This window comes from Pseudomonas weihenstephanensis (assembly GCF_001043055.1).
Classification (GTDB): domain Bacteria; phylum Pseudomonadota; class Gammaproteobacteria; order Pseudomonadales; family Pseudomonadaceae; genus Aquipseudomonas; species Aquipseudomonas weihenstephanensis.
On sequence record NZ_JYLF01000003.1, the window covers coordinates 656950 to 678107 of the forward strand.

Annotated in this window: 23 protein-coding genes; 15 read left to right on the forward strand and 8 right to left on the reverse strand. The window is 57.5% G+C overall.

Annotated elements, in window-relative coordinates; all coding sequences use genetic code 11:
• The first annotated feature begins 67 nt into the window (after positions 1-67).
• The 6 genes from TU86_RS10635 to TU86_RS10660 all read left to right on the forward strand — a co-directional run bounded on the left by TU86_RS10635 (position 68) and on the right by TU86_RS10660 (position 7707).
• Positions 68-2461, forward strand: a complete 2394-nt coding sequence (locus tag TU86_RS10635) for a PAS domain-containing sensor histidine kinase (RefSeq protein WP_048364242.1) — start codon at positions 68-70, stop codon at positions 2459-2461.
• Positions 2427-3110 carry a response regulator gene (locus TU86_RS10640; protein WP_173427009.1) on the forward strand — a complete coding sequence of 228 codons (684 nt, stop codon included), beginning with the start codon at positions 2427-2429 and terminating at the stop codon, positions 3108-3110. Before TU86_RS10635 ends, TU86_RS10640 begins: the two co-directional genes overlap by 35 nt.
• A 246-nt stretch (positions 3111-3356) precedes the next feature.
• Positions 3357-4481: an ABC transporter ATP-binding protein gene (locus TU86_RS10645; protein ID WP_048364244.1), complete on the forward strand. Its 1125-nt coding sequence runs from the start codon at positions 3357-3359 to the stop codon at positions 4479-4481.
• 34 nt (positions 4482-4515) lie between these two features.
• Positions 4516-5556 carry an ABC transporter substrate-binding protein gene (locus TU86_RS10650; RefSeq protein ID WP_048364245.1) on the forward strand — a complete coding sequence of 347 codons (1041 nt, stop codon included), beginning with the start codon at positions 4516-4518 and terminating at the stop codon, positions 5554-5556.
• A gap of 68 nt (positions 5557-5624) precedes the next feature.
• On the forward strand, positions 5625-6872 hold the full coding sequence (locus TU86_RS10655) for an ABC transporter permease (protein WP_048364246.1): 1248 nt from the start codon (positions 5625-5627) through the stop codon (positions 6870-6872).
• 10 nt (positions 6873-6882) lie between these two features.
• Positions 6883-7707 carry an ABC transporter permease gene (locus tag TU86_RS10660; RefSeq protein ID WP_048364247.1) on the forward strand — a complete coding sequence of 275 codons (825 nt, stop codon included), beginning with the start codon at positions 6883-6885 and terminating at the stop codon, positions 7705-7707.
• On the opposite strand, the gene TU86_RS10665 is transcribed toward TU86_RS10660, so the two are convergent.
• Positions 7704-8162, reverse strand: coding sequence for an REP-associated tyrosine transposase (locus TU86_RS10665; protein WP_048364248.1), 459 nt, complete (start codon positions 8160-8162; stop codon positions 7704-7706). The genes TU86_RS10660 and TU86_RS10665 overlap by 4 nt on opposite strands.
• Before the next feature lie 248 nt (positions 8163-8410).
• Here TU86_RS10665 and rpe point away from each other — a divergent pair, with 248 nt between their 5' ends.
• The 7 genes from rpe (at position 8411) to TU86_RS10700 (ending at position 14732) form a co-directional block, all read left to right on the forward strand.
• Positions 8411-9085: a ribulose-phosphate 3-epimerase gene (gene rpe / locus TU86_RS10670; protein ID WP_048364249.1), complete on the forward strand. Its 675-nt coding sequence runs from the start codon at positions 8411-8413 to the stop codon at positions 9083-9085.
• The gene (locus tag TU86_RS10675; protein ID WP_048364250.1) at positions 9082-9900 is read left to right on the forward strand and encodes a phosphoglycolate phosphatase; all 819 of its coding nucleotides are present in this window, start codon (positions 9082-9084) and stop codon (positions 9898-9900) included. Before rpe ends, TU86_RS10675 begins: the two co-directional genes overlap by 4 nt.
• 70 nt (positions 9901-9970) lie before the next feature.
• Positions 9971-11458 (forward strand): anthranilate synthase component I, encoded by a 1488-nt coding sequence (trpE, locus tag TU86_RS10680; RefSeq protein WP_048364251.1) that lies wholly within the window; start codon positions 9971-9973, stop codon positions 11456-11458.
• A gap of 11 nt (positions 11459-11469) precedes the next feature.
• A complete protein-coding gene (locus TU86_RS10685; protein WP_048364252.1) occupies positions 11470-12063 on the forward strand; it encodes an aminodeoxychorismate/anthranilate synthase component II in 594 nt (197 codons plus the stop codon).
• Between the two features lie 9 nt (positions 12064-12072).
• Positions 12073-13122, forward strand: coding sequence for an anthranilate phosphoribosyltransferase (trpD, locus tag TU86_RS10690; RefSeq protein ID WP_048364253.1), 1050 nt, complete (start codon positions 12073-12075; stop codon positions 13120-13122).
• Positions 13119-13955: an indole-3-glycerol phosphate synthase TrpC gene (trpC, locus tag TU86_RS10695; RefSeq protein ID WP_048364254.1), complete on the forward strand. Its 837-nt coding sequence runs from the start codon at positions 13119-13121 to the stop codon at positions 13953-13955. Before trpD ends, trpC begins: the two co-directional genes overlap by 4 nt.
• Before the next feature lie 75 nt (positions 13956-14030).
• Positions 14031-14732: a lipoate--protein ligase family protein gene (locus TU86_RS10700; RefSeq protein ID WP_048364255.1), complete on the forward strand. Its 702-nt coding sequence runs from the start codon at positions 14031-14033 to the stop codon at positions 14730-14732.
• Here TU86_RS10700 and crp read toward each other — a convergent pair.
• Positions 14729-15373 carry a cAMP-activated global transcriptional regulator CRP gene (gene crp / locus TU86_RS10705; protein ID WP_048364256.1) on the reverse strand — a complete coding sequence of 215 codons (645 nt, stop codon included), beginning with the start codon at positions 15371-15373 and terminating at the stop codon, positions 14729-14731. The genes TU86_RS10700 and crp overlap by 4 nt on opposite strands.
• A gap of 222 nt (positions 15374-15595) precedes the next feature.
• Between crp and TU86_RS10710 the strand changes: the two genes are divergently transcribed.
• Positions 15596-16018 (forward strand): OsmC family protein, encoded by a 423-nt coding sequence (locus TU86_RS10710; RefSeq protein WP_048364257.1) that lies wholly within the window; start codon positions 15596-15598, stop codon positions 16016-16018.
• A gap of 240 nt (positions 16019-16258) precedes the next feature.
• Entirely contained in the window at positions 16259-17050 is a 792-nt protein-coding gene (gene speD / locus TU86_RS10715; RefSeq protein ID WP_048364258.1) for an adenosylmethionine decarboxylase, read from the forward strand.
• Between the two features lie 68 nt (positions 17051-17118).
• On the opposite strand, the gene coq7 is transcribed toward speD, so the two are convergent.
• The 6 genes from coq7 to hemJ form a co-directional block, all read right to left on the reverse strand.
• On the reverse strand, positions 17119-17766 hold the full coding sequence (gene coq7 / locus TU86_RS10720; protein WP_048364259.1) for a 2-polyprenyl-3-methyl-6-methoxy-1,4-benzoquinone monooxygenase: 648 nt from the start codon (positions 17764-17766) through the stop codon (positions 17119-17121).
• A gap of 117 nt (positions 17767-17883) precedes the next feature.
• A complete protein-coding gene (locus tag TU86_RS10725; protein WP_048364260.1) occupies positions 17884-18222 on the reverse strand; it encodes a histidine triad nucleotide-binding protein in 339 nt (112 codons plus the stop codon).
• Positions 18223-18288: 66 nt separating this feature from the next.
• Positions 18289-19077: an SDR family NAD(P)-dependent oxidoreductase gene (locus TU86_RS10730; RefSeq protein WP_048364261.1), complete on the reverse strand. Its 789-nt coding sequence runs from the start codon at positions 19075-19077 to the stop codon at positions 18289-18291.
• Between the two features lie 76 nt (positions 19078-19153).
• On the reverse strand, positions 19154-19669 hold the full coding sequence (locus TU86_RS10735) for a DUF805 domain-containing protein (protein WP_048364262.1): 516 nt from the start codon (positions 19667-19669) through the stop codon (positions 19154-19156).
• Positions 19670-19726: 57 nt separating this feature from the next.
• Positions 19727-20695: an NAD(P)H-dependent flavin oxidoreductase gene (locus TU86_RS10740; RefSeq protein WP_048364263.1), complete on the reverse strand. Its 969-nt coding sequence runs from the start codon at positions 20693-20695 to the stop codon at positions 19727-19729.
• Between the two features lie 30 nt (positions 20696-20725).
• Positions 20726-21154, reverse strand: coding sequence for a protoporphyrinogen oxidase HemJ (gene hemJ / locus TU86_RS10745; RefSeq protein ID WP_048364264.1), 429 nt, complete (start codon positions 21152-21154; stop codon positions 20726-20728).
• Positions 21155-21158: the final 4 nt, after the last annotated feature.

Consider the following 21158-nt stretch of genomic DNA (forward strand, 5'->3'; position numbering starts at 1 on the left):
TCCAGGCCAGAAGTAATCCCGGCAGCCTAAAGGGTTGATCAGTATTTGTCAGGGGGTGAGCGTTCAGATGACACGTTTTTGCTATCTGTTGGTTATCGGCTGGTTCTGGCTGCCCTTGATGAGCCATGCAGCGCCCGTGCCTGCGGCGCAGTTGAGCGTTGAGCAACAACACTGGCTGGCGCAGCACCCGCAGTTGCGGGTCGGCCTGGTGCTGCAAGCGCCCTACGCTAAATTTGATCAGCGTTTGCAGCAGCTCTCCGGGGCCAATGTGGAGCTGATGAAGTGGCTGGCGCAGGCGTTGAACGTTGAGTTGCGCTGGCGCAATTATCCGGATCTGGCGCACCTTGAAGCAGCGGCCCGCGCCGGGGAGATTGATCTGGTGCCGGGCCTGACCCAAACACCGGCAGGGTTGCGCCTGTGGCTGTTTTCCGACCCGTATATGCGGGTGCCGCAGTTGGTGGTAGGCGAGCGCAACGGCAACGGAGCGGTCGATCTGGAGCGGCTCGACAGCCAGATTCGCGTGGCGGTGCGCATGCCCAGTGCGACGGCGGATTTTTTACGCAGCAGCTACCCGGGACTCAATTTGCAAGGCGTGCCGCTGGAGCGTCAGGCGTTGCAATTGTTGCTCAGCCAGCAAGCGACCTATGCTGTGATTGATGAAGCGCAACTCAGTCGCTTGTCAGTTGAGCCGGAGTTCGCCGGGTTAGCGGTGGTGGGCGATATCGGTTTGCCGCAATTGTTACGCGTGGCGACCCGACGCGATTGGCCGCAGCTGGCCGGGATCGTCGAACGCGGGCTGCATGCGATACCGGCACGCGACATGGAGCAACTGCATGCCCGCTGGTTGCAGCCCAAATACCCCCACCTGGGCCCTTCGCCCGGCTTTTGGCAAAACCTGAGCCTGTTGATCGGTGCATTGTTGTTGGCGTGCATGGCGATTGTGTACTGGCAGCGGCGTCAGCAAACCGCGCTGGAACGGGCGCTGCTCAATGCTCGCGAAGACATCGCGCTGCGTGTCGCGAGCGCCGAAGCGTTGCGCCTGACCCAGTTTTCGATCGACCAAAGCCCGGTCGGCATTCTGTGGGTCAATTGGGACAGTCACGTGCGCTATGCCAATCAGGCCGCCGAGCACATGCTCGGGTGTGCGCCGGGTGCGGTCCTTGAGCGACCCTTGAGTGATTTTGAACCGGGGCTGACGATGGACCGCTGGCTCGGTTTGTGGAAGCGCGCACGGGCCAGTGAAGACGGCGCGCAGCGCTTTGAAAGCCAATGTGTGCGTGCCGACGGCAGCACGTTTCCGGCGGACATTACCCTCAGCTTTCTGCGCTTTCAGGCGGCGGAGTACTTGGTCGTGTACCTCAATGACATCACTGAACGCCGTCGCGTGCAGGCCGCGCTGCAAGAGAGTGATGCGCGCTTGCAAGGCATCGCGGCCAATGTGCCGGGGCTGGTGTTTCGTCTGGAGCGCTCACTGCTTACGGGTGAGTTGGACTTCCCCTACATCAGTGAAGGCAGTGAGAGTTTGGCCGGCTTCTCGCCCGCGACGTTACGTAAACGCGAAGTCGGTTTGCGCAGCCTGGTACATCCCGACGACAAGGCGGATTACCACCGCGTGCAGGACTTGGCGCTGGACAGCGACAGCGACTGGGCGTGGCAAGGTCGCATCGTTACGCGCGATGGTCAGCAGCGCTGGGCCGAGATCAAGGCCATCACCCGGCGGCTGGGCGATGGCACCGTGGTGTGGGACGGCATTGTGTGGGATATCAGCGAAAGCAAGCGCATTGAACTGGAACTCGACAGCTCGCGTGGGCAATTGCGTGAACTGTCGGCGCACCTTGAGAGTGTGCGTGAAGAAGAAAAAGCACGTATCGCCCGCGAAGTGCACGACGAGCTGGGGCAGATGTTGACCGTGCTCAAACTCGAAACGTCCATGTGTGAGCTGGCGTATGCCGACCTCGACCCCGGCCTGCGCGAACGCCTGAACAGTATGAAAAAGCTCATCGCTCAGCTGTTTCAGTTGGTGCGTGATGTGGCCACGGCCTTGCGCCCGCCCATTCTGGACGCGGGCATCAGTTCTGCCATCGAATGGCAGGCGCAGCGCTTTGAAGCGCGTACGCAAATTCCGTGTCTGGTGCAGGTGCCTGAACATTTACCGCCGTTGAGTGCTGCCAAGGAAGTAGGTCTGTTCCGGATTTTGCAGGAGGCGCTGACCAACGTGATGCGCCATGCTCAGGCGCAAACCGTTGAGTTGACCTTAAGCATTGAACAACAATCGCTGTGCCTGACCATCAGCGATGATGGCCTGGGGTTTGTTCCCGCCACCGGCAGGCCAACCTCTTTCGGGTTGGTGGGCATGCGCGAACGCGTATTGATGTTGGGGGGTACGCTGTCGCTGCACAGTGTGCCGGGCGAAGGCACCACCCTGAATGTGCGGGTGCCGCTGGTTCAGCCGTCGAAATGACCTTGATGAGGAAATACCTGTGATTCGTGTACTGGTAGCGGAAGACCACACCATCGTGCGTGAAGGCATCAAGCAATTGATTGGCCTGGCCAAGGACTTGCTGGTAGTGGGGGAGGCGAGCAATGGCGAGCAACTGCTGGAAACCTTGCGTCATGTGCCGTGCGAAGTGGTGCTGCTGGATATTTCGATGCCCGGTGTCAACGGCCTGGAAGCGATCCCGCGGATACGAGCCTTGAACAACCCCCCCGCGATTTTGGTGTTATCGATGCACGACGAAGCGCAGATGGCGGCGCGGGCGTTGAAATTTGGTGCGGCGGGGTATGCGACCAAGGACAGCGATCCGGCGTTGCTGCTCACGGCGATTCGCAAAGTGGCGGCAGGGGGGCGTTACATTGACCCGGAGTTGGCGGATCGCATGGTGTTTGAAGTGGGCCTGACTGATTCGCGGCCGTTACATGCGTCGTTGTCGGAGCGAGAGTTTTCTGTATTCGAGCGCCTGGCGCAGGGCGTAAACGTGAATGACATCGCGCAGCAGCTGGCCTTGAGCAGCAAGACCATCAGCACGCACAAGGCGCGCTTGATGCAAAAACTCAACGTCACCTCGCTGGCGGAGTTGGTGAAGTACGCGATGGAACACAAGCTGGTGTGAAATACCCAAACGCAACGGCAGCGACTACCGAGTGGGGCGTGTCTGATTACGACAGTTTTGTATCATTGATTTGCCATCGTGCTTGGCCGTAAGCGTTCCACTGTCTTAAACGCGACGTCTGTGTAGGGCACGCCCTACCCCTAATCTTCCAACTGCCTCATGTGAATCTCTCCTGCGCCCCGATTTCTGCGGGTTGGCGCCTTCTTTAGTCTTGGGCTACAGCAGTCCAAAACAAAAGGTGTGGCTATGAGTGAGGTCGGTGCAAGCGCTGGGTCGAATGACATTTTGGTCAGCTTTCGTGGCGTGCAAAAAAGCTATGACGGCGAAAACCTGATCGTCAAAGACCTCAATCTGGACATTCGTAAAGGCGAGTTTCTGACCTTGCTCGGGCCTTCAGGGTCGGGCAAAACCACCAGCCTGATGATGCTCGCAGGCTTTGAAACGCCCACCGCGGGTGAAATCCTGCTGGCGGGCCGCTCGATCAATAACGTGCCGCCGCACAAGCGCGACATTGGCATGGTGTTTCAAAACTACGCGCTGTTTCCGCACATGACCGTGGCCGAAAACCTGGGCTTTCCGCTGTCGGTGCGCGGCCTCAACCGCACGGATATCAGTGAGCGGGTCAAGCGTGTGTTGAGCATGGTGCAGCTCGAGGCGTTTGCCCAACGTTACCCGGCGCAACTTTCGGGCGGCCAGCAACAGCGGGTGGCACTGGCGCGCGCGCTGGTGTTCGAACCGCAGCTGGTGCTGATGGACGAGCCGTTGGGCGCGCTGGACAAGCAACTGCGCGAGCACATGCAGATGGAGATCAAACACCTGCACCAGCGCCTCGGTGTGACCGTGGTTTACGTGACTCACGACCAGGGCGAAGCGCTGACCATGTCGGATCGGGTGGCGGTATTCCATCAAGGTGAAATCCAGCAAATTGCCCCGCCGCGTAGCCTCTACGAAGAGCCGAAAAACACCTTCGTTGCCAATTTCATCGGCGAAAACAACCGCCTCAATGGCCGCCTGCACAGTCAGGACGGCGAGCGCTGCGTGGTCGAATTGGGTCGCGGTGAGAAGGTGCAAGCGCTGGCGGTGAATGTGGGGCGCACCGGCGACCCGGTGACCCTGTCGATCCGCCCGGAGCGCATCAGCCTCAACGGCGCCAGTGAGTCCTGCGTGAACCGTTTCTCGGGGCGAGTTGAAGAGTTCATCTACCTGGGCGACCACGTGCGGGTGCGCCTGGAAGTTTGCGGCAAGAACGATTTTTTTGTGAAACAGCCGATTGCCGAACTGGACCCGACGCTGGCCGTCGGTGACGTGGTGCCGCTCGGTTGGCAGGTTGAACACGTACGTGCGCTGGACCCTCTCTTAGAGGCGAATTAATCGCCCCGGCTTCACCAACCCTGTGGAGAACACCATGCATAAATCCCTGAAATTATCGGTCCTGAGTATGGGCCTGTTGTGCGCCGCCAATGCGCTGGCGGCCACTGACCTGACCGTGGTCTCGTTTGGCGGGGCGAACAAGGCCGCTCAGGTCAAAGCGTTTTACGCGCCCTGGGAAGCTCGCGGCGACGGCAAAATCATCGCCGGTGAGTACAACGGTGAAATGGCCAAGATCAAAGCGATGGTCGACACCAAAAGCATCTCGTGGGATTTGGTTGAGGTTGAATCGCCTGAACTGTCCCGTGGTTGTGACGAAGACATGTTTGAGCAACTGGACCCGGCACTGTTTGGTAATCCCGATCAGTACGTGTCTGGCGCCATTCAGTCATGCGGCGCAGGCTTCTTCGTATGGTCCACGGTCATGGCTTACAACGCTGACAAGCTGAAAACCGCGCCGACCAGTTGGGCGGATTTCTGGGACACCAAAACCTTTCCCGGCAAACGCGGGCTGCGCAAAGGCGCCAAGTACACATTGGAATTTGCACTGATGGCAGACGGGGTTGCGCCCAAAGATGTGTACACGGTGCTGGCGAGCAAGGACGGTCAGAACCGCGCCTTCAAAAAGCTCGACGAGTTGAAACCGAGCATCCAGTGGTGGGAAGCCGGTGCACAGCCGCCGCAGTACCTGGCCTCGGGTGATGTGGTGATGAGTTCGGCGTACAACGGCCGCATCGCTGCGGTGCAAAAAGAAAGCAACCTGAAGATCGTGTGGAACGGCGGCATTTACGACTTCGACGCGTGGGCCATCCCGAAAGGTTTGAGCCCGGCCAAAGCTGAGGCTGCGAAAAAGTTCATGCAGTTCACGCTTCAACCTCAACAGCAGAGTGTGTACTCGCAAAACATCGCGTATGGCCCGGCGAATAAAGAGGCCATGCCGCTGCTGCCTAAAGAGGTGCAAGCCGACATGCCGACCGCGCCTGAAAACATCAAGGATCAGGTGCAGATCGACGTCAGCTTCTGGGCTGATAACGGCGAGCAACTGGAGCAACGTTTCAACGCGTGGGCTGCCAAGTAAGCATCGCTGATACCCGACGCGCCCGGTCAGGGCGTGTCGCCCTTGTTTAAAGATTTGCGGAGTTCGCCATGGCCCTCGCCATCCCCTTGAACGAAGTCTCCAGCCCCAGCTTGAAGAAGCGCCTGGCGCATGCCGAGCGTGTGAATCGCTGGAAGGCGCAGGCGTTGATTGCACCGTTGGTGATCTTTCTGCTGCTGGTGTTTTTGGTGCCGATTGCTGCGCTGTTGTACAAAAGTGTCGGCAACCCGGAAGTGGTCGAAGGCTTGCCTCGCACCGTGGTGGCGGTGCACGGCTGGGATGGCAAAGGCTTACCGGCTGAGCCGGTGTATCTGGCGCTCAGCGAGGACTTGGCCGAGGCACGCAAGAATCAAGTATTGGGCGATTTGTCCAAACGTCTGAACATGGAGTTGGCAGGCTACCGCAGCCTGTTGATGAAAACTGCCAAAGCGCTGCCGTTCAAGGCGGTGCCGGCATCTTACAAAGACGCACTGGAAACCCTCGACGAGCGTTGGGGCGACCCGGCGTATTGGCAGGCGATCAAGCGCAATAGCTCAAGCGTGACCCCGTTTTACCTGCTGGCAGCGGTCGATCATCGTATTGATGACCTCGGCGAAGTGGCTCCGGCTACACCGGATCAGGCGATTTACCTGGACATCTTCGCCCGTACCTTTTGGATGGGATTGGTCATCACCTGCATCTGTCTGGTGCTGGCTTACCCCTTGGCGTACCTGCTGGCCAACTTGCCCGCACGCCAAAGCAACTTGTTGATGATTCTGGTGCTGCTGCCGTTCTGGACCTCGGTGCTGGTGCGCGTCGCGGCCTGGATCGTCTTGCTGCAATCTGGGGGGCTGATCAACAGTGCCCTGATGAGCATGGGCGTCATCGACAAACCGTTGGAGTTGGTGTTTAACCGCACCGGGGTCTATATCTCGATGGTGCACATCCTATTGCCGTTCATGATCTTGCCGATTTACAGCGTGATGAAGGGTATTTCGCCGACCTATATGCGGGCAGCGATCTCACTGGGATGTCATCCATTTGCCAGCTTCTGGCGCGTTTATTTCCCACAGACGTATGCCGGTGTCGGTGCCGGTTGCCTGCTGGTGTTCATCATCGCCATTGGCTACTACATCACCCCCGCATTGCTGGGCAGCCCTAACGATCAAATGGTCAGTTATTTCGTGGCGTTCTACACCAATACCAGCATCAACTGGGGCATGGCCACGGCGTTGGGCGGTTTGCTGCTACTGGCGACGGTGGTGCTGTACCTGATTTACAACTGGCTGGTGGGCGCCACCCGCCTGCGTCTGAATTAAGGAGGCCGCCATGCTGAGCCCTTACATGTCCCCCGTTGAACGGGTGTGGTTCTACAGCTTGCGCATCCTTTGCGGGCTGATTCTGTTGTTTTTGATCTTGCCGGTGCTGGTGATCATTCCGTTGTCGTTCAACTCCGGAAGTTTTCTGGTTTACCCGTTGCAGGGCTTTTCGTTGCATTGGTATCAGGACTTCTTCGCCTCGGCCGAATGGATGCGCGCATTGAAAAACAGTGTGATCGTGGCCCCGGCGGCCACGGTGTTGGCAATGGTGTTTGGCACGTTGGCGGCGATTGGGTTGACCCGTGGTGACTTCCCCGGCAAAGCGCTGGTCATGGCGCTGGTGATCTCGCCGATGGTGGTGCCGGTGGTGATTATTGGTGTGGCCAGCTACCTGTTTTTCGCGCCCTTGGGGCTGGGTAACAGCTACTTCTCGTTGATCGTGGTGCATGCGGTGCTGGGCGTGCCGTTTGTGATCATTACCGTGTCGGCGACGTTGCAGGGGTTCAACCAAAACCTGGTGCGGGCGGCGGCCAGTTTGGGCGCTTCGCCGCTGACCGCTTTTCGCCGGGTGACTTTACCGCTGATTGCGCCGGGCGTGATCTCAGGTGCTCTTTTTGCCTTTGCCACCTCGTTTGATGAAGTGGTGGTGACGCTGTTTCTGGCCGGGCCGGAGCAAGCGACGTTGCCGCGCCAGATGTTCAGCGGCATCCGTGAAAACCTCAGCCCCACCATTGCCGCAGCGGCCACGCTGCTGATTGCGTTCTCCGTCGTGTTGCTACTGACGCTGGAGTGGTTGCGCGGGCGCAGTGAGAAATTGCGTACAGCACAGGTCTAAATCCAGCAGGCGTCCCACAGGGGGTAATCGCCGATCCGCGAGGTCAACTGAGCGCGGATCGGGTTTTGGATCAGGTAGCGGGCGGCGGCCTTGAGATCATCTTCCCGGCGCAAGGTTCGGTCGTGATAGCCCTTTTGCCATAGCCGGCTTGTGGATTGGGTGGCGAGATTGACAGCGACGCTGCTGCGCGACTTTATTCGGCACATCAACTCACCCAGCGACTTTGTGCGTAACTCTACGAGCCAATGGCAGTGATCAGGCATTACGACCCAGGCGAGTGAGTTAACGATGCCTTCGTCGTGAGCTTGTCGGAGTTGGTTGACCACGAGGCGGCCCAGATGGAAGTCACTGAATACGGGTCGTCGTTGGTCGGTGACGGTAGTGAGCATATAGATGCGGCCGGGTTCGGAGTAGCGGCCTTTGAGTAGGTGTTTGCTGTTGTAGGATTTTGGCATTCCTTTGCCTTCGTGAAGAGGGATGTTTTCTAAAGTTAGATGGGTTATCAGGCAACGCCTTGTGCCTTTATTGGCAAGATATTGCAGGACGCTGTTGGGCCTTATCGCAGCCTTCGGCAGCGATGTATGCCTATGTAGTCGCTGCCGAAGGCTGCGATCGGTCGCGTAGCGGCCGCAAGGCGGTGTGCGCGTCGGGGCGCGCGGTATACAATGCGCGCCACCGTGTTTAGCTCACTAAAAGGTGCGTCATGCAGCCCTTCGCTATTGCCCCATCGATTCTTTCTGCCGATTTCGCCCGTCTTGGCGAAGAAGTAGACAACGTACTCGCTGCGGGTGCTGACTTCGTTCACTTCGATGTCATGGACAACCATTACGTCCCTAACCTGACCATCGGCCCGATGGTATGCGCCGCATTACGCAAGTACGGGGTGACCGCTCCAATCGACGCGCATCTGATGGTCAGCCCGGTTGATCGGATCATCGGCGACTTCATCGAAGCCGGCGCGACGTACATCACCTTCCACCCCGAAGCCACGCAGCACATCGACCGCTCGCTGCAATTGATCCGCGAAGGCGGCTGCAAAGCAGGGCTGGTGTTCAACCCCGCGACCCCGCTGGACGTGCTCAAGTATGTGATGGACAAGGTCGATATGGTCTTGCTGATGAGCGTTAACCCGGGCTTCGGCGGCCAGAAGTTCATCCCCGGCACTCTGGACAAACTGCGTGAAGCGCGGGCGCTGATCGATGCTTCGGGCCGTGATATTCGCCTGGAGATCGACGGCGGCGTGAATGTCGGCAATATCCGTCAAATCGCTGAGGCGGGTGCTGACACGTTCGTCGCGGGTTCGGCTATTTTCAACACGCCCAACTACGAAGAAGTTATTCAGAAAATGCGTGCCGAGCTTGCGTTGGCGCGTCCGTGAGCGGTTTTGAGCAGCTCCTTCAGGGGCAATTGCCCAAGCTGGTGATGTTCGATCTGGACGGCACGCTGATTGATTCGGTGCCAGACCTGGCCTCGGCCGTAGAAACCATGCTGCTCAAGTTGGGCCGTCCGCCTGCCGGTCTTGAAAACGTGAAGATGTGGATCGGCAACGGTGCGCCGATGCTGGTACGCCGTGCGTTGGCGGGCAATCTTGAGGCCTCGGGTGTCGACGACGCCGAGGCCGAGCACGCACTGGAGATTTTCATGGAGGCCTACGATGGCGGCCATGGTCAGACCAAGGTCTATCCCGGTGTGCGCGAAAGTCTCAAGTGGCTGCAAAAACAGGGCGTCGAGATGGCCCTGATCACCAACAAGCCTGAGCGCTTTGTGGCACCGCTGCTGGATGAATTGAAGCTGGGGCGCTTTTTTCGCTGGATTATCGGTGGCGATACGTTGCCGCAGAAAAAGCCCGACCCCGAAGCGCTGTTGTTCGTGATGAAAATGGCCGGCGTCACCCCGCAGCAATCAATGTTTATTGGTGATTCACGCAATGACGTGTTGGCTGCCAAGGCCGCAGGTGTGCGTTGTGTGGCGCTCAATTATGGCTATAACCACGGTCGCCCGATTGAAGAAGAGTCGCCGGACATGGTGATCGGTAACCTGCAAGAGCTGATAGCCGGTTGCTTAGATTCGGCGGCTGAGATAACGTTGGGCACTTCTGTTCACCCCTCTCGTAGAGATTCCATCGTGGTGGTCACTCGCAAACTCTGGATGAAAGTTATCAAGGCCCTGGCCCGTTGGCGTTGGCGCGCCTGACTTGAATCTGGCCGGATAGCCGGCACGTTTGCACACCTGACTGTTTGACCCTCAGACCACGAGGCACCTCATGATCCGTGAAGAATTCCTGCGTTTGGCCGCTGCCGGCTATAACCGTATCCCGCTTGCCCGCGAAACCCTGGCCGACTTCGACACGCCGCTGTCGATCTACTTGAAACTGGCTGACCAGCCCAACTCCTATTTGCTGGAGTCGGTGCAGGGCGGTGAGAAGTGGGGGCGTTACTCGATCATTGGCTTGCCGTGCCGCACGGTATTGCGTGTGCATGAGCATCAGGTTCGCGTGACCCACGACGGCGTCGAGATTGAAGCGCACGAGGTTGAAGACCCGCTGACGTTTGTCGAGGCCTTTAAAGCGCGCTACAACGTGCCGACCATTACCGGTTTGCCGCGCTTCAATGGCGGGTTGGTGGGGTATTTTGGCTATGACTGTGTGCGTTATGTGGAAAAGCGCCTCGGCAAATGCCCGAACCCTGATCCGCTGGGCGTGCCGGACATTCTGCTGATGGTGTCGGATGCCGTGGTGGTGTTCGACAACCTCGCGGGCAAGATGCACGCGATTGTGTTGGTTGATCCGGCGCAACCTGATGCTTATGAAGAAGGCCAGGCGCGGCTTGAGGCATTGCTTGAGCAGTTGCGTCAGCCGATTGCGCCGCGTCGCGGTCTGGACTTTACGGCTCAGCAGTCAGCGGACCCGGTGTTCCGCTCCAGCTTCACCCAGGGTGATTACGAGCAAGCGGTCGACACAATCAAGGACTACATCCTCGCGGGCGATTGTATGCAAGTCGTCCCCTCGCAGCGCATGTCCATCGACTTCAAGGCAGCGCCGATTGATCTGTACCGTGCGTTGCGCTGCTTCAATCCGACGCCTTATATGTACTTCTTCAACTTTGGTGACTTCCACGTGGTGGGCAGTTCGCCGGAAGTGCTGGTGCGGGTTGAAGACAACCTGATCACCGTGCGCCCGATTGCCGGTACGCGCCCGCGCGGTGCAACCGAAGAGGCTGATCTGGCGCTGGAGCAAGACCTGCTCAGTGACGATAAAGAAATCGCCGAACACTTGATGCTGATCGATCTGGGCCGCAACGATACGGGCCGGGTGTCTGAGATCGGTTCGGTCAAGCTCACTGAAAAAATGGTCATCGAGCGTTACTCCAACGTGATGCACATTGTGTCCAACGTCACGGGCCAGCTGAAAAGCGGGCTGACGGCGATGGACGCGTTGCGTGCGATCTTGCCTGCGGGAACGTTGTCGGGTGCACCGAAAATTCGGGCGATGGAAATCATTGATGAGCTGGAACCGGTCAAGCGCGGTGTCTATGGCGGCGCGGTCGGTTACTTCGCCTGGAACGGCAATATGGACACGGCCATCGCTATTCGTACGGCGGTGATCAAGAACGGTGAATTGCATGTGCAAGCGGGCGGCGGCATTGTCGCCGACTCGGTACCGGCCCTGGAGTGGGAAGAGACGCTGAACAAACGCCGCGCGATGTTTCGCGCCGTAGCGCTCGCTGAACAAACCCCCGCGTCCGACGCCTGAGGAGCTGTGCCATGTTGCTGATGATCGATAATTACGACTCTTTTACTTATAACGTTGTGCAGTACCTCGGCGAGCTGGGTGCAGAGGTCAAGGTGGTGCGCAACGATGAACTGACCGTGGCCGAGATCGAGGCGCTCAACCCTGAGCGCATTGTGGTGTCGCCCGGCCCGTGCACGCCGAACGAGGCGGGCATCTCATTGCAAGCGATCAAATACTTTGCGGGCAAGCTGCCGATTCTGGGCGTGTGCCTGGGTCATCAGTCTATCGGCCAGGCTTTTGGCGGGGACGTGGTTCGCGCACGCCAAGTCATGCACGGCAAGACCAGCCCGGTGTATCACCTCAATACGGGGGTGTTCGAAGGATTGAACAACCCATTGACCGTCACCCGTTATCACTCGCTGGTGGTCAAGCGCGAAACCCTGCCTGAGTGCCTGGAGCTGACAGCGTGGACACAACACGCGGATGGCTCGGTGGACGAGATCATGGGGTTGCGCCACAAAACACTCAATATCGAAGGGGTGCAATTTCACCCTGAATCGATCCTGACCGAACAAGGTCATGAACTGTTCGCCAATTTTCTTAAACAAACCGGCGGCACGCGCTAAGGACTTCATATGGATATCAAGACTGCCCTGAACCGTATCGTCGGTCATCTGGACCTGACCACTGATGAAATGCGCGATGTCATGCGCGACATCATGACCGGCCAATGCACCGAGGCGCAGATTGGCGCTTTCATGATGGGCATGCGTATGAAAAGTGAAAGCATCGACGAAATCGTCGGTGCCGTCACCGTAATGCGCGAGTTGGCGGACAAGGTCGAACTCAATACCCTCGATGGCGTGGTCGACATTGTTGGCACCGGCGGCGACGGGGCGAATATTTTCAACGTCTCCACGGCTTCGGCATTGGTGATCGCGGCCGCCGGTTGCACGGTGGCCAAGCATGGCAATCGTGCCGTGTCCGGTAAAAGTGGCAGCGCCGACTTGCTCGAAGCGGCCGGTGTGTACCTGAACCTCACACCGGTACAAGTTGCACGGTGCATCGACAGCGTGGGCATCGGCTTCATGTTTGCCCAATCCCATCACGGCGCCATGAAGCACGCGGCCATCCCGCGTCGCGATCTTGGGCTGCGAACCCTGTTCAATATGCTTGGCCCGCTTACGAATCCGGCTGGCGTGTTGCATCAAGTGGTCGGCGTGTTCAATCAGGCGCTCTGCCGTCCGTTGGCTGAAGTGCTGCAACGCCTGGGCAGCAAGCATGTGCTGGTGGTTCATTCGCAAGATGGTCTGGACGAGTTCAGCCTGGCGGCGCCCACGTTTGTGGCCGAGCTGCGTAAAGGCGAAATCACCGAGTATTGGGTGCAGCCTGAAGACTTGGGTATCAAGAGCCAAAGCCTGTTTGGGCTGGTGGTCGACAGCCCTGAACACTCGCTGGAACTGATCCGCGATGCTTTGGGCCGCCGTAAAACAGAGGCCGGCCAGAAAGCCGCTGAAATGATCGTACTTAATGCGGGCGCTGCGTTGTACGCTGCTGATCTTGCCTACACTCTGAAAGAAGGTGTGGCGCTGGCGCACGATGCGCTGCACACCGGGCTGGCCCGCGAAAAGCTGGAAGAACTGGGCGCGTTTACCGCGATTTTCAAGCAGGAGAATGAAGCATGAGTGTGCCAACCGTTCTGGAAAGCATTCTGGCGCGCAAGGTTCAGGAAGTGGCTGAGCGCAGCGCCCGCGTGAGCTTTGCCGAAGTTGAACGCCTGGCCTCTCAGGCTGATCCTGTACGTGGTTTCGCCAAGGCTTTGCTGGCGCAGGCCAAGTTGAAACAGCCTGCGGTGATTGCCGAAATCAAAAAGGCATCGCCGAGCAAAGGGGTGATTCGCGAGCATTTCGTGCCTGCCGATATTGCGCAACGTTATGAGAAAGGCGGCGCGACCTGTCTGTCGGTACTCACTGACATTGATTACTTTCAGGGCGCTGACGCCTATCTGCAACAGGCACGTGCTGCGTGCAAGCTGCCGGTGATCCGCAAGGATTTCATGATCGATCCGTATCAGATCGTTGAAGCCCGTGCGTTGGGCGCCGACTGTGTGTTGCTGATCGTGTCTGCACTGGATGACGTGAAAATGGCCGAGCTGGCCGCCCTGGCTAAAAGCGTCGGACTGGACGTGTTGGTAGAAGTGCATGATGGCGACGAACTGGAGCGTGCACTGAAAACATTGGACACGCCGCTGGTCGGGATCAACAACCGTAACCTGCACACCTTTGAGGTGAGTTTGGAAACCACGCTGGATTTGTTGCCGCGTGTGCCGCGTGATCGATTGGTAATCACCGAGAGCGGTATTCTGAACCGCGCCGATGTTGAGCTGATGGAGATCAGCGAGGTGTATTCGTTCCTGGTCGGCGAAGCGTTCATGCGTGCGGAAAACCCGGGTGCTGAGTTGCAGCGTTTGTTCTTCCCGGAGCGCGGGACATCCATCACCGGCTCAACACTGGATTAATCCCTGTAGCCGCTGTCGAGGCACGGGGCTGCGATTGCCAGCGCCCAGTGGCTACAGATTTTGAGCAGGAATCCCATGACCGTCATTCAACAACTTAGCGTCGAAGCCGGTCTTAAGGCCGAGCAGGATTTGCTGGCGGCGGTCTGCGCTGGCGAGTTAGAGGCGGGTGTGTTGTTCTGGCAGCCCACTGACCGGTCGCTGGTCATGCCTCGGCGCTTGAGTCGTTCACCAGGTTTTGAGCACGCGAGTGTCGAGCTGGCCGCCAGTGGCTGGCCGATCCTGTTGCGTGAAACCGGCGGCGAACCCGTTCCGCAGTCGGCCTCAACGGTGAACATCGCATTGGTCTACGCACCGCCTCGCAGCGAAGGCGATCACGGCCGGATCGAAACGGCTTACCGTCGTCTGTGTCAGCCGATCTGTGATCTGTTGACCGAATTGGGCGGTACTGCGTCATTGGGTGAGGTTGAAGGGGCTTTTTGCGATGGCCGTTTCAATGTCAATCTGAACGCTCGCAAGTTGGTGGGGACTGCTCAACGCTGGCGCCAGAGTCAGGGTGGCCAGCGGCCCGTGTGCTTGGTTCACGGCGCATTACTGCTCGATAACGAACGCGAATCGATGGTGGCGGCGGTCAATCAGTTCAATCAACGCTGTGACTTGCCGCAGCGTTGTCGTGCTGACAGTCACATTGCGTTGCATGAAGTGTGTGCGGCACCGGATTTTTTCGAGCAGCTCACTGCCCGCTATCAGCAGATACTGGCGCCCTTACTCAAGCCCTAGCGAGTTCCAAACACCACCATGGTCTTGCCTTTGACGCTGACCAGGTTCTGTTCTTCCAAATCCTTCAGCACCCGCCCAACCATCTCACGCGAACAACCGACTATTCGGCCGATTTCCTGACGCGTTACTTTAATTTGCATTCCGTCCGGGTGAGTCATGGCATCGGGTTGCTTGCACAGCTCCAATAGGCAGCGCGCAACGCGACCGGTGACATCGAAGAACGCAAGATCGCCGACCTTGCGCGTGGTATTACGTAACCGCTGTGCGATTTGGCCGCTGAGCGCGTAAAGGATTTCAGGTTCCTGATGCGCGTACTCTCTGAATTTTGCGTAACTGATTTCTGCAACTTCGCATTCGGTCTTGGCCCTGACCCATGCACTGCGCGCCTGCTCCAGGCCCGGTTGTTCGAACAAACCCAACTCGCCAATAAAGTCCCCGCTGTTGAGGTAAGCGATGATCATTTCACGCCCATCATCGTCCTCGATCACGATGGTGACTGAGCCTTTGACGATAAAGAACAGGGTGTGCGAACGCTCGCCGGCACAAATGATATTGCTCTTGGCTTGATAACGTTTGCGCTGGCAATGAGTCAGAAATTTGTCGAGGTTTTTGATCTTGGGTATGGGAGTAAGGGCAACCATGGTTGTATCCCGGAAAGCGTGCACGGTAAGGGTTATATCTATTTTTATATAGAGCGCTTGCTGGCTGGCGCCAGCGATTTGGCGCCAGCTTACCAGACGAATTCTTTACCGATTGCAGAATTTTCCTGGAGCTGTGTCAGAGAATCGCTTCAGGCTGGTCAGTCATCGAATTTCGGCCCTGTGATAAGCTGGCGCCCCTTTTAAACCAGTGGAGTCTGAGCAATGAAGGCACGCATTCAATGGGCTGGTGAAGCCATGTTTTTGGGTGAATCGGGCAGCGGCCACGTCGTTGTCATGGATGGTCCGCCTGAAAGCGGTGGCCGTAACCTGGGTGTGCGGCCGATGGAGATGCTGTTACTGGGACTCGGCGGTTGCAGTAACTTTGATGTGGTCAGCATTCTCAAAAAGTCGCGTCAGGCCGTTGAAAGTTGCGAGGCTTTTTTGGAGGCCGAACGCGCCACTGAAGACCCAAAGGTGTTCACCAAAATCCACCTGCACTTTGTAGTCAAAGGGCGTGGCCTTAAAGAAACGCAGGTTAAACGGGCTATCGAGCTGTCTGCCGAGAAGTATTGCTCGGCGTCGATCATGCTCGGCGCGGCTGGCGTTGCGATCAGCCATGACTACGAAATAATCGAACTGGCTTGAGTGGACATTCAATTTTCATAAAAGCGTTGCAGACTCTGGCGATCAGTCGCGGACGTCTGCATAATGCGCCACTTTTTTAAGGGTCGTGGCGGGGATATCTCCCGGTCACGTGTCCTAACAGATAACCAAAATCGCCATCGCGAAGAGGTGTTAACCGTCCTACGCAGGTGCGTCCTACGCACTTGACGGGCATGCTGGATCACGCGGCCGAGCCGCATCGACATAGAGAGTTTTATTACGGTGAAAAGCAAACTCAAGCTCCACGGGTTCAATAACCTGACAAAGACCTTGAGCTTCAACATCTATGACATCTGCTATGCGGAAACCCCGCAAGACCAGCAGGCATACGTTGAGTACATCAATCAAGAGTACGACGCAGAACGCCTGACGCAGATCCTTACAGATGTGGTTGATATCATTGGTGCCAACATCCTGAACATCGCCCGTCAGGATTACGATCCCCAAGGCGCCAGCGTGACTATTCTGATTTCGGAGCAGCCGGTAACACCTACCGAAAGCCAGATCGAAGAATCCCCAGGCCCGCTGCCCGAGACCATTCTGGCTCACCTCGACAAAAGTCATATTACGGTGCACACCTACCCGGAGATTCACCCGGTGGACGGTATTGCAACATTCCGTGTGGATATTGACGTGTCGACGTGCGGCGTTATTTCACCGCTTAAAGCTCTCAACTATCTGATTCATAAATTTGATTCGGATATCGTGACGGTCGACTACCGCGTCCGGGGTTTTACCCGTGATGTGGAAGGCAAGAAGCACTTTATTGATCATGAGATCAATTCGATCCAGAACTACCTCTCCGAAGACACCCGCGCCGGTTATCAAATGACCGATGTGAATGTGTATCAGGAGAACCTGTTCCACACCAAAATGCTGCTCAAGGACTTCGAACTGGATAACTACCTGTTCGGCGATGCCACCAGCAATCTTTCGGTGGAGCAACGTGCTCAGGTCACTGAACGCGTTAAGCACGAAATGCTCGAAATCTTTTACGCACGCAACATGTCGTAAGGTTTTGATAAAAAAAGGCGGCTACCGTGAGGTAAGCCGCCTTTTTTGTGCGCGTTTTGCAGGAACAATTAAATACGATACGTGCTTTTAGTCATGACTTTTGCCATCAGGCTCATGCCAAATTTGATCGGGGCAGGGAAGCGGTAGCCGCCCGCATCGAGTGCAGATTCCGCGTGGCGTTCTTCGTCGATACGCATTTGCTCAAGAATCGCGCGCGACTTTTCATCTTCGGCAGGCAATTGTTCAAGGTGTTCATTGAGGTGCTTACACACTTGGTCTTCCGTTGCGGCGACAAATCCCAGGCTGACCTTGTCGCTGATCAAGCCTGCAACCGCGCCAATTCCGAAGGACATGCCGTAAAACAGCGGGTTGAGCACGCTTGGATGGCTGCCCAATTGGCGGATACGTTGCTCACACCAGGCCAAATGATCGATTTCTTCTTCTGCGGCATGCTCCATGGCTTCACGCACATGCGCCAGCTTGGCGGTCAGGGCCTGACCTTGGTACAGGGCCTGGGCGCAGACTTCACCGGTGTGGTTGATACGCATCAGCCCGGCAACATGACGTGTTGCCTGCTCACCCAGCGGGTTTTCAGGTTTGACGATGGCAGGTGACGGGCGATGCGGCTGGCCACTGAATGGCAACAAGGTGCGCATCGCGGTATCGGCTTGTAACAGAAGACGGTCAATCGGCGAGTAGTGACGTTGGGTAGTCATGCTTACCTCCGGAAAAAATCACGGCGGCCAGTTTACCCCAATCGGGTGGGCAGGGTTTGCGCTGGATCATGCGTGAGTGGGAGCGTTGCGGCTCCCACGAGGGCGTAGTGTTAAAAATCAGCCCGGAGGCCAGTTCATCTGGCGCTGACCCAAAACGTGCATATGAATGTGGTAGACGGTCTGGCCGCCATCTTCATTGCAGTTCATGACAACGCGGAAGCCTTTCTCGCAGCCTTGTTCGACCGCCAGGCGTTGGGCGGTGAACAGGATGTGGCCCGCCAGCGCTTTGTCTTCTTCGGTGAGGTCGTTGAGGGTGCGGATCGGTTTTTTCGGGATGACCAGAAAATGTACCGGCGCTTGTGGGGCGATGTCGTGAAAGGCCAGCACCTGATCATCTTCGTAGATGATATTGGCGGGTATTTCACGGTTGATGATCTTGGTGAACAGAGTATCCAAAGCTGTATCTCCGTAAGTGAAGTCCGGCCTGAGTGTACCCAGAGGACGGTTTGGCGGCCAGCCGACTTAACGTGGGCAGTAAGACTTGTTAACCGATGCGGCGATTTTGCGTGTCATCCATCGCGAAAGTACGCGCGGGATGCGGGTTAACCAACGATTGCGCCAACCGGGCATGATGATCGCCTTGTTCTTTTCGAGGGCGCGCACGGTATACAGCGCGACTTCTTCAGGGCTGAGCGCGTTACGACTTTTTTTGACCGTGGCGGTATTCATGTTGGCGGCATCGAAGAAACCGGTGCGGGTTATACCGGGGCAGAGTACCGACACCTTGATCCCGGTCTTTTTGACTTCTTCGCGCAAGCCTTCTGAAAAATGCAGCACGTAGGCTTTGCTGGCGAAATAGGTGCTCAGCCAGGGACCTGGTTGATAGGCCGCGATCGATGACACGTTGAGGATTTGCCCGCCACCTTGCACTGCCATCATGTTGCCGATGGCGTGGCACAAGCGAGTGAGCGCCAGTACATTGAGCTCGATCAGGTCTTGCTCGGCGCTCCAGTCGTGGGCCAGGAAGGGGCCGCAGGTGCCGATGCCCGCGCAGTTAACCAGTAAGTCGATCTGGCGGTCGCCTTCTTCAAGCTCCAGCAGGAAACCGGACAAACGCAACGGTTCGCCCAGATCACACGCGCGAAATAGCACTTCAACGCCAAAGCGGCGGGTGAATTCGAGGGCAATGGCTTCCAGCGCATCGCGTTGGCGGGCAACCAGAATCAAACTGCGCCCGCGACGGGCGAGGGCTTCTGCCAGGGCCAGGCCAATGCCGCTTGAGGCGCCAGTGATCAAAGCGTAACGGGTCATGCTGTTCTCCATCGCAACGGTGCAGTCCGGTGACAATGTTGTCCCTGGCGTTGGCGCGTTCATTAAAGTGCGCAGTCTACAGGCTGTTGCTGGTGGCTGCGTCGATGAACGAGGTCGCAATGCCCAACGCAAAGAGCAGGATCCCCACAACGAAAAGCACAACCGACAAAATGATAGAGATCCAGGCCAGCACTTTGACTGCGGTGCTGTTGGGCGGTGGTGGTGGACCGTATTGATTGTGGCCGGGCGTGCCGGGCGTAAGGATCATGATCGTGGACAGAATAAAGGTCGCTACAGGGATCAGGTGAAGCAACAGCAGCCATGCTGACCAGTTAAGGTCGTGCAGGCGTTGTGCGCTGATCCTCACCAGGGTCATGAGGTAAGCAAGTATCAAGGCCAGCGCGCACGTGAAGCCCAGGGTGTAGGACACTTTTAGCGCAAGCGCGACCGGTAATACCGCAACCCACGTGATGAGGGTAAGTACCAGGCTCCAGGCGAGCAAGCGCATGCGGCCTATTCGACCGCTGAACCCTAATGGGTCCAGGGGGGCGTACGTTTCGTGAGGTGTTTTGTTCAAACTTAGGTGCGGCATTGCTACTTCCTTGTCAGGTGCCTCAAGAAACTAGCCCGCCGAGGGGCGGGCTTTGAACTATCGGGGGTGTGGCCAATGGCTGGAGAGTTGCTGGGTGAGGTGTAACGCTTGACGGTATTGCTCATCCAGACGGGCGATTAACTGATCGGTTGATGGCAGGTCGCTAATCTCGCCGACGCCCTGACCCGCAGACCAGACGGTTTTCCATGCTTTGGCTTCGTCGCTGAGCGGTTTCAGTTTGTTGCCAGCCTCGCCTTTACTGTTCAGGGCTGCCATGTCGAACCCTGCGGTTTCGAGGCTTTTGCGCATGAAACTGGCGGGCACGCCTGATACCGCCGGGGTGTGGATGATATCGGCTGCGCGGGATGCGAGCAGCATCTCTTTATAGGCATCGGGTGCATGGCTTTCTGTTGTGCCGATAAAGCGTGTGCCCAGGTAGGCCAGGTCGGCGCCAACCACCTGAGCGGCCAGAATCTCCCGGCCGTGGTTGATGCACCCTGCCAGTAGCACGGTCTTGTCGAAAAACTGACGTATTTCAGCGACCAGTGCGAACGGGCTCCATGTACCGGCATGCCCGCCAGCGCCCGCGGCGACTGCAATCAGGCCATCGACGCCGGCTTGTGCCGCTTTTTCGGCATGTCGGCGTGTGGTGACGTCGTGGAACACCAGGCCTCCGTAGCCATGAATGGCGTCCACTACTTCCTTCACGGCGCCCAGACTGGTAATCACGATCGGAACCTTGTGTTCGATGCAAATGGCCAGGTCGGCCTCAAGCCTTTCGTTGCTGTTGTGCACAATCAGGTTAACGGCGTAAGGCGCCGGGTTATCCAGCAACGCCAGCCCTGCTTCGATCTCTTCAAGCCATGCTTTGAACCCGCTGCTGTCGCGTTGGTTGAGTGCAGGGAAACTGCCCACCACCCCATTGCGACAACAGGCCAGTACCAGTTGCGGATTGGAGATCAGAAACATCGGCGCGGCCACCACCGGCAGGCGCAAGCGTTGTTCAAGCAGAGCAGGCAGTGACATTGGATAACCTCGATGAAAGATGAGATGCAGTTAGAACGGTTTGACCACCACCAGAATTACGATAGCGATCAGAAACAGGACGGGCACTTCGTTGAACCAGCGGTAGTACACATGGCTGCGGGTATTTTCACCGCGGGCGAGGCGTTTGATCTGGGCGCCGCACATATGGTGATAGCCGATTAGCAGTACGACCAGCGTTAGCTTGGCGTGCATCCAGCCTTGGCTGAAGTAACCACTGGGGTTGAGGCTGATTAGCCATCCTCCAAAGATCAGGGTGGCGATCATTGCCGGGCCCATAATGCCGCGATAGAGCTTGCGCTCCATGACGCTGAAGCGTTCTTTGCTGACGGTGTCTTCGCTTTGTGCGTGGTATACGAACAGGCGCGGCAGGTAAAACAGGCCAGCAAACCAGCAGACGATGCTGATGATGTGGAAGGCTTTGAGCCATAGATAAAGCATTTTT

Coding starts and splice junctions, on each gene's coding strand:
- TU86_RS10635 (WP_048364242.1), top strand. CDS start 68: ATGACACGTTTTTGCTATCTGTTGGTTATCGGCTGGTTCTGGCTGCCC.
- TU86_RS10640 (WP_173427009.1), top strand. CDS start 2,427: ATGTGCGGGTGCCGCTGGTTCAGCCGTCGAAATGACCTTGATGAGGAA.
- TU86_RS10645 (WP_048364244.1), top strand. CDS start 3,357: ATGAGTGAGGTCGGTGCAAGCGCTGGGTCGAATGACATTTTGGTCAGC.
- TU86_RS10650 (WP_048364245.1), top strand. CDS start 4,516: ATGCATAAATCCCTGAAATTATCGGTCCTGAGTATGGGCCTGTTGTGC.
- TU86_RS10655 (WP_048364246.1), top strand. CDS start 5,625: ATGGCCCTCGCCATCCCCTTGAACGAAGTCTCCAGCCCCAGCTTGAAG.
- TU86_RS10660 (WP_048364247.1), top strand. CDS start 6,883: ATGCTGAGCCCTTACATGTCCCCCGTTGAACGGGTGTGGTTCTACAGC.
- TU86_RS10665 (WP_048364248.1), bottom strand. CDS start 8,162: ATGCCAAAATCCTACAACAGCAAACACCTACTCAAAGGCCGCTACTCC.
- rpe (WP_048364249.1), top strand. CDS start 8,411: ATGCAGCCCTTCGCTATTGCCCCATCGATTCTTTCTGCCGATTTCGCC.
- trpE (WP_048364251.1), top strand. CDS start 9,971: ATGATCCGTGAAGAATTCCTGCGTTTGGCCGCTGCCGGCTATAACCGT.
- TU86_RS10685 (WP_048364252.1), top strand. CDS start 11,470: ATGTTGCTGATGATCGATAATTACGACTCTTTTACTTATAACGTTGTG.
- trpD (WP_048364253.1), top strand. CDS start 12,073: ATGGATATCAAGACTGCCCTGAACCGTATCGTCGGTCATCTGGACCTG.
- trpC (WP_048364254.1), top strand. CDS start 13,119: ATGAGTGTGCCAACCGTTCTGGAAAGCATTCTGGCGCGCAAGGTTCAG.
- TU86_RS10700 (WP_048364255.1), top strand. CDS start 14,031: ATGACCGTCATTCAACAACTTAGCGTCGAAGCCGGTCTTAAGGCCGAG.
- crp (WP_048364256.1), bottom strand. CDS start 15,373: ATGGTTGCCCTTACTCCCATACCCAAGATCAAAAACCTCGACAAATTT.
- TU86_RS10710 (WP_048364257.1), top strand. CDS start 15,596: ATGAAGGCACGCATTCAATGGGCTGGTGAAGCCATGTTTTTGGGTGAA.
- coq7 (WP_048364259.1), bottom strand. CDS start 17,766: ATGACTACCCAACGTCACTACTCGCCGATTGACCGTCTTCTGTTACAA.
- TU86_RS10730 (WP_048364261.1), bottom strand. CDS start 19,077: ATGACCCGTTACGCTTTGATCACTGGCGCCTCAAGCGGCATTGGCCTG.
- TU86_RS10735 (WP_048364262.1), bottom strand. CDS start 19,669: ATGCCGCACCTAAGTTTGAACAAAACACCTCACGAAACGTACGCCCCC.
- TU86_RS10740 (WP_048364263.1), bottom strand. CDS start 20,695: ATGTCACTGCCTGCTCTGCTTGAACAACGCTTGCGCCTGCCGGTGGTG.
- hemJ (WP_048364264.1), bottom strand. CDS start 21,154: ATGCTTTATCTATGGCTCAAAGCCTTCCACATCATCAGCATCGTCTGC.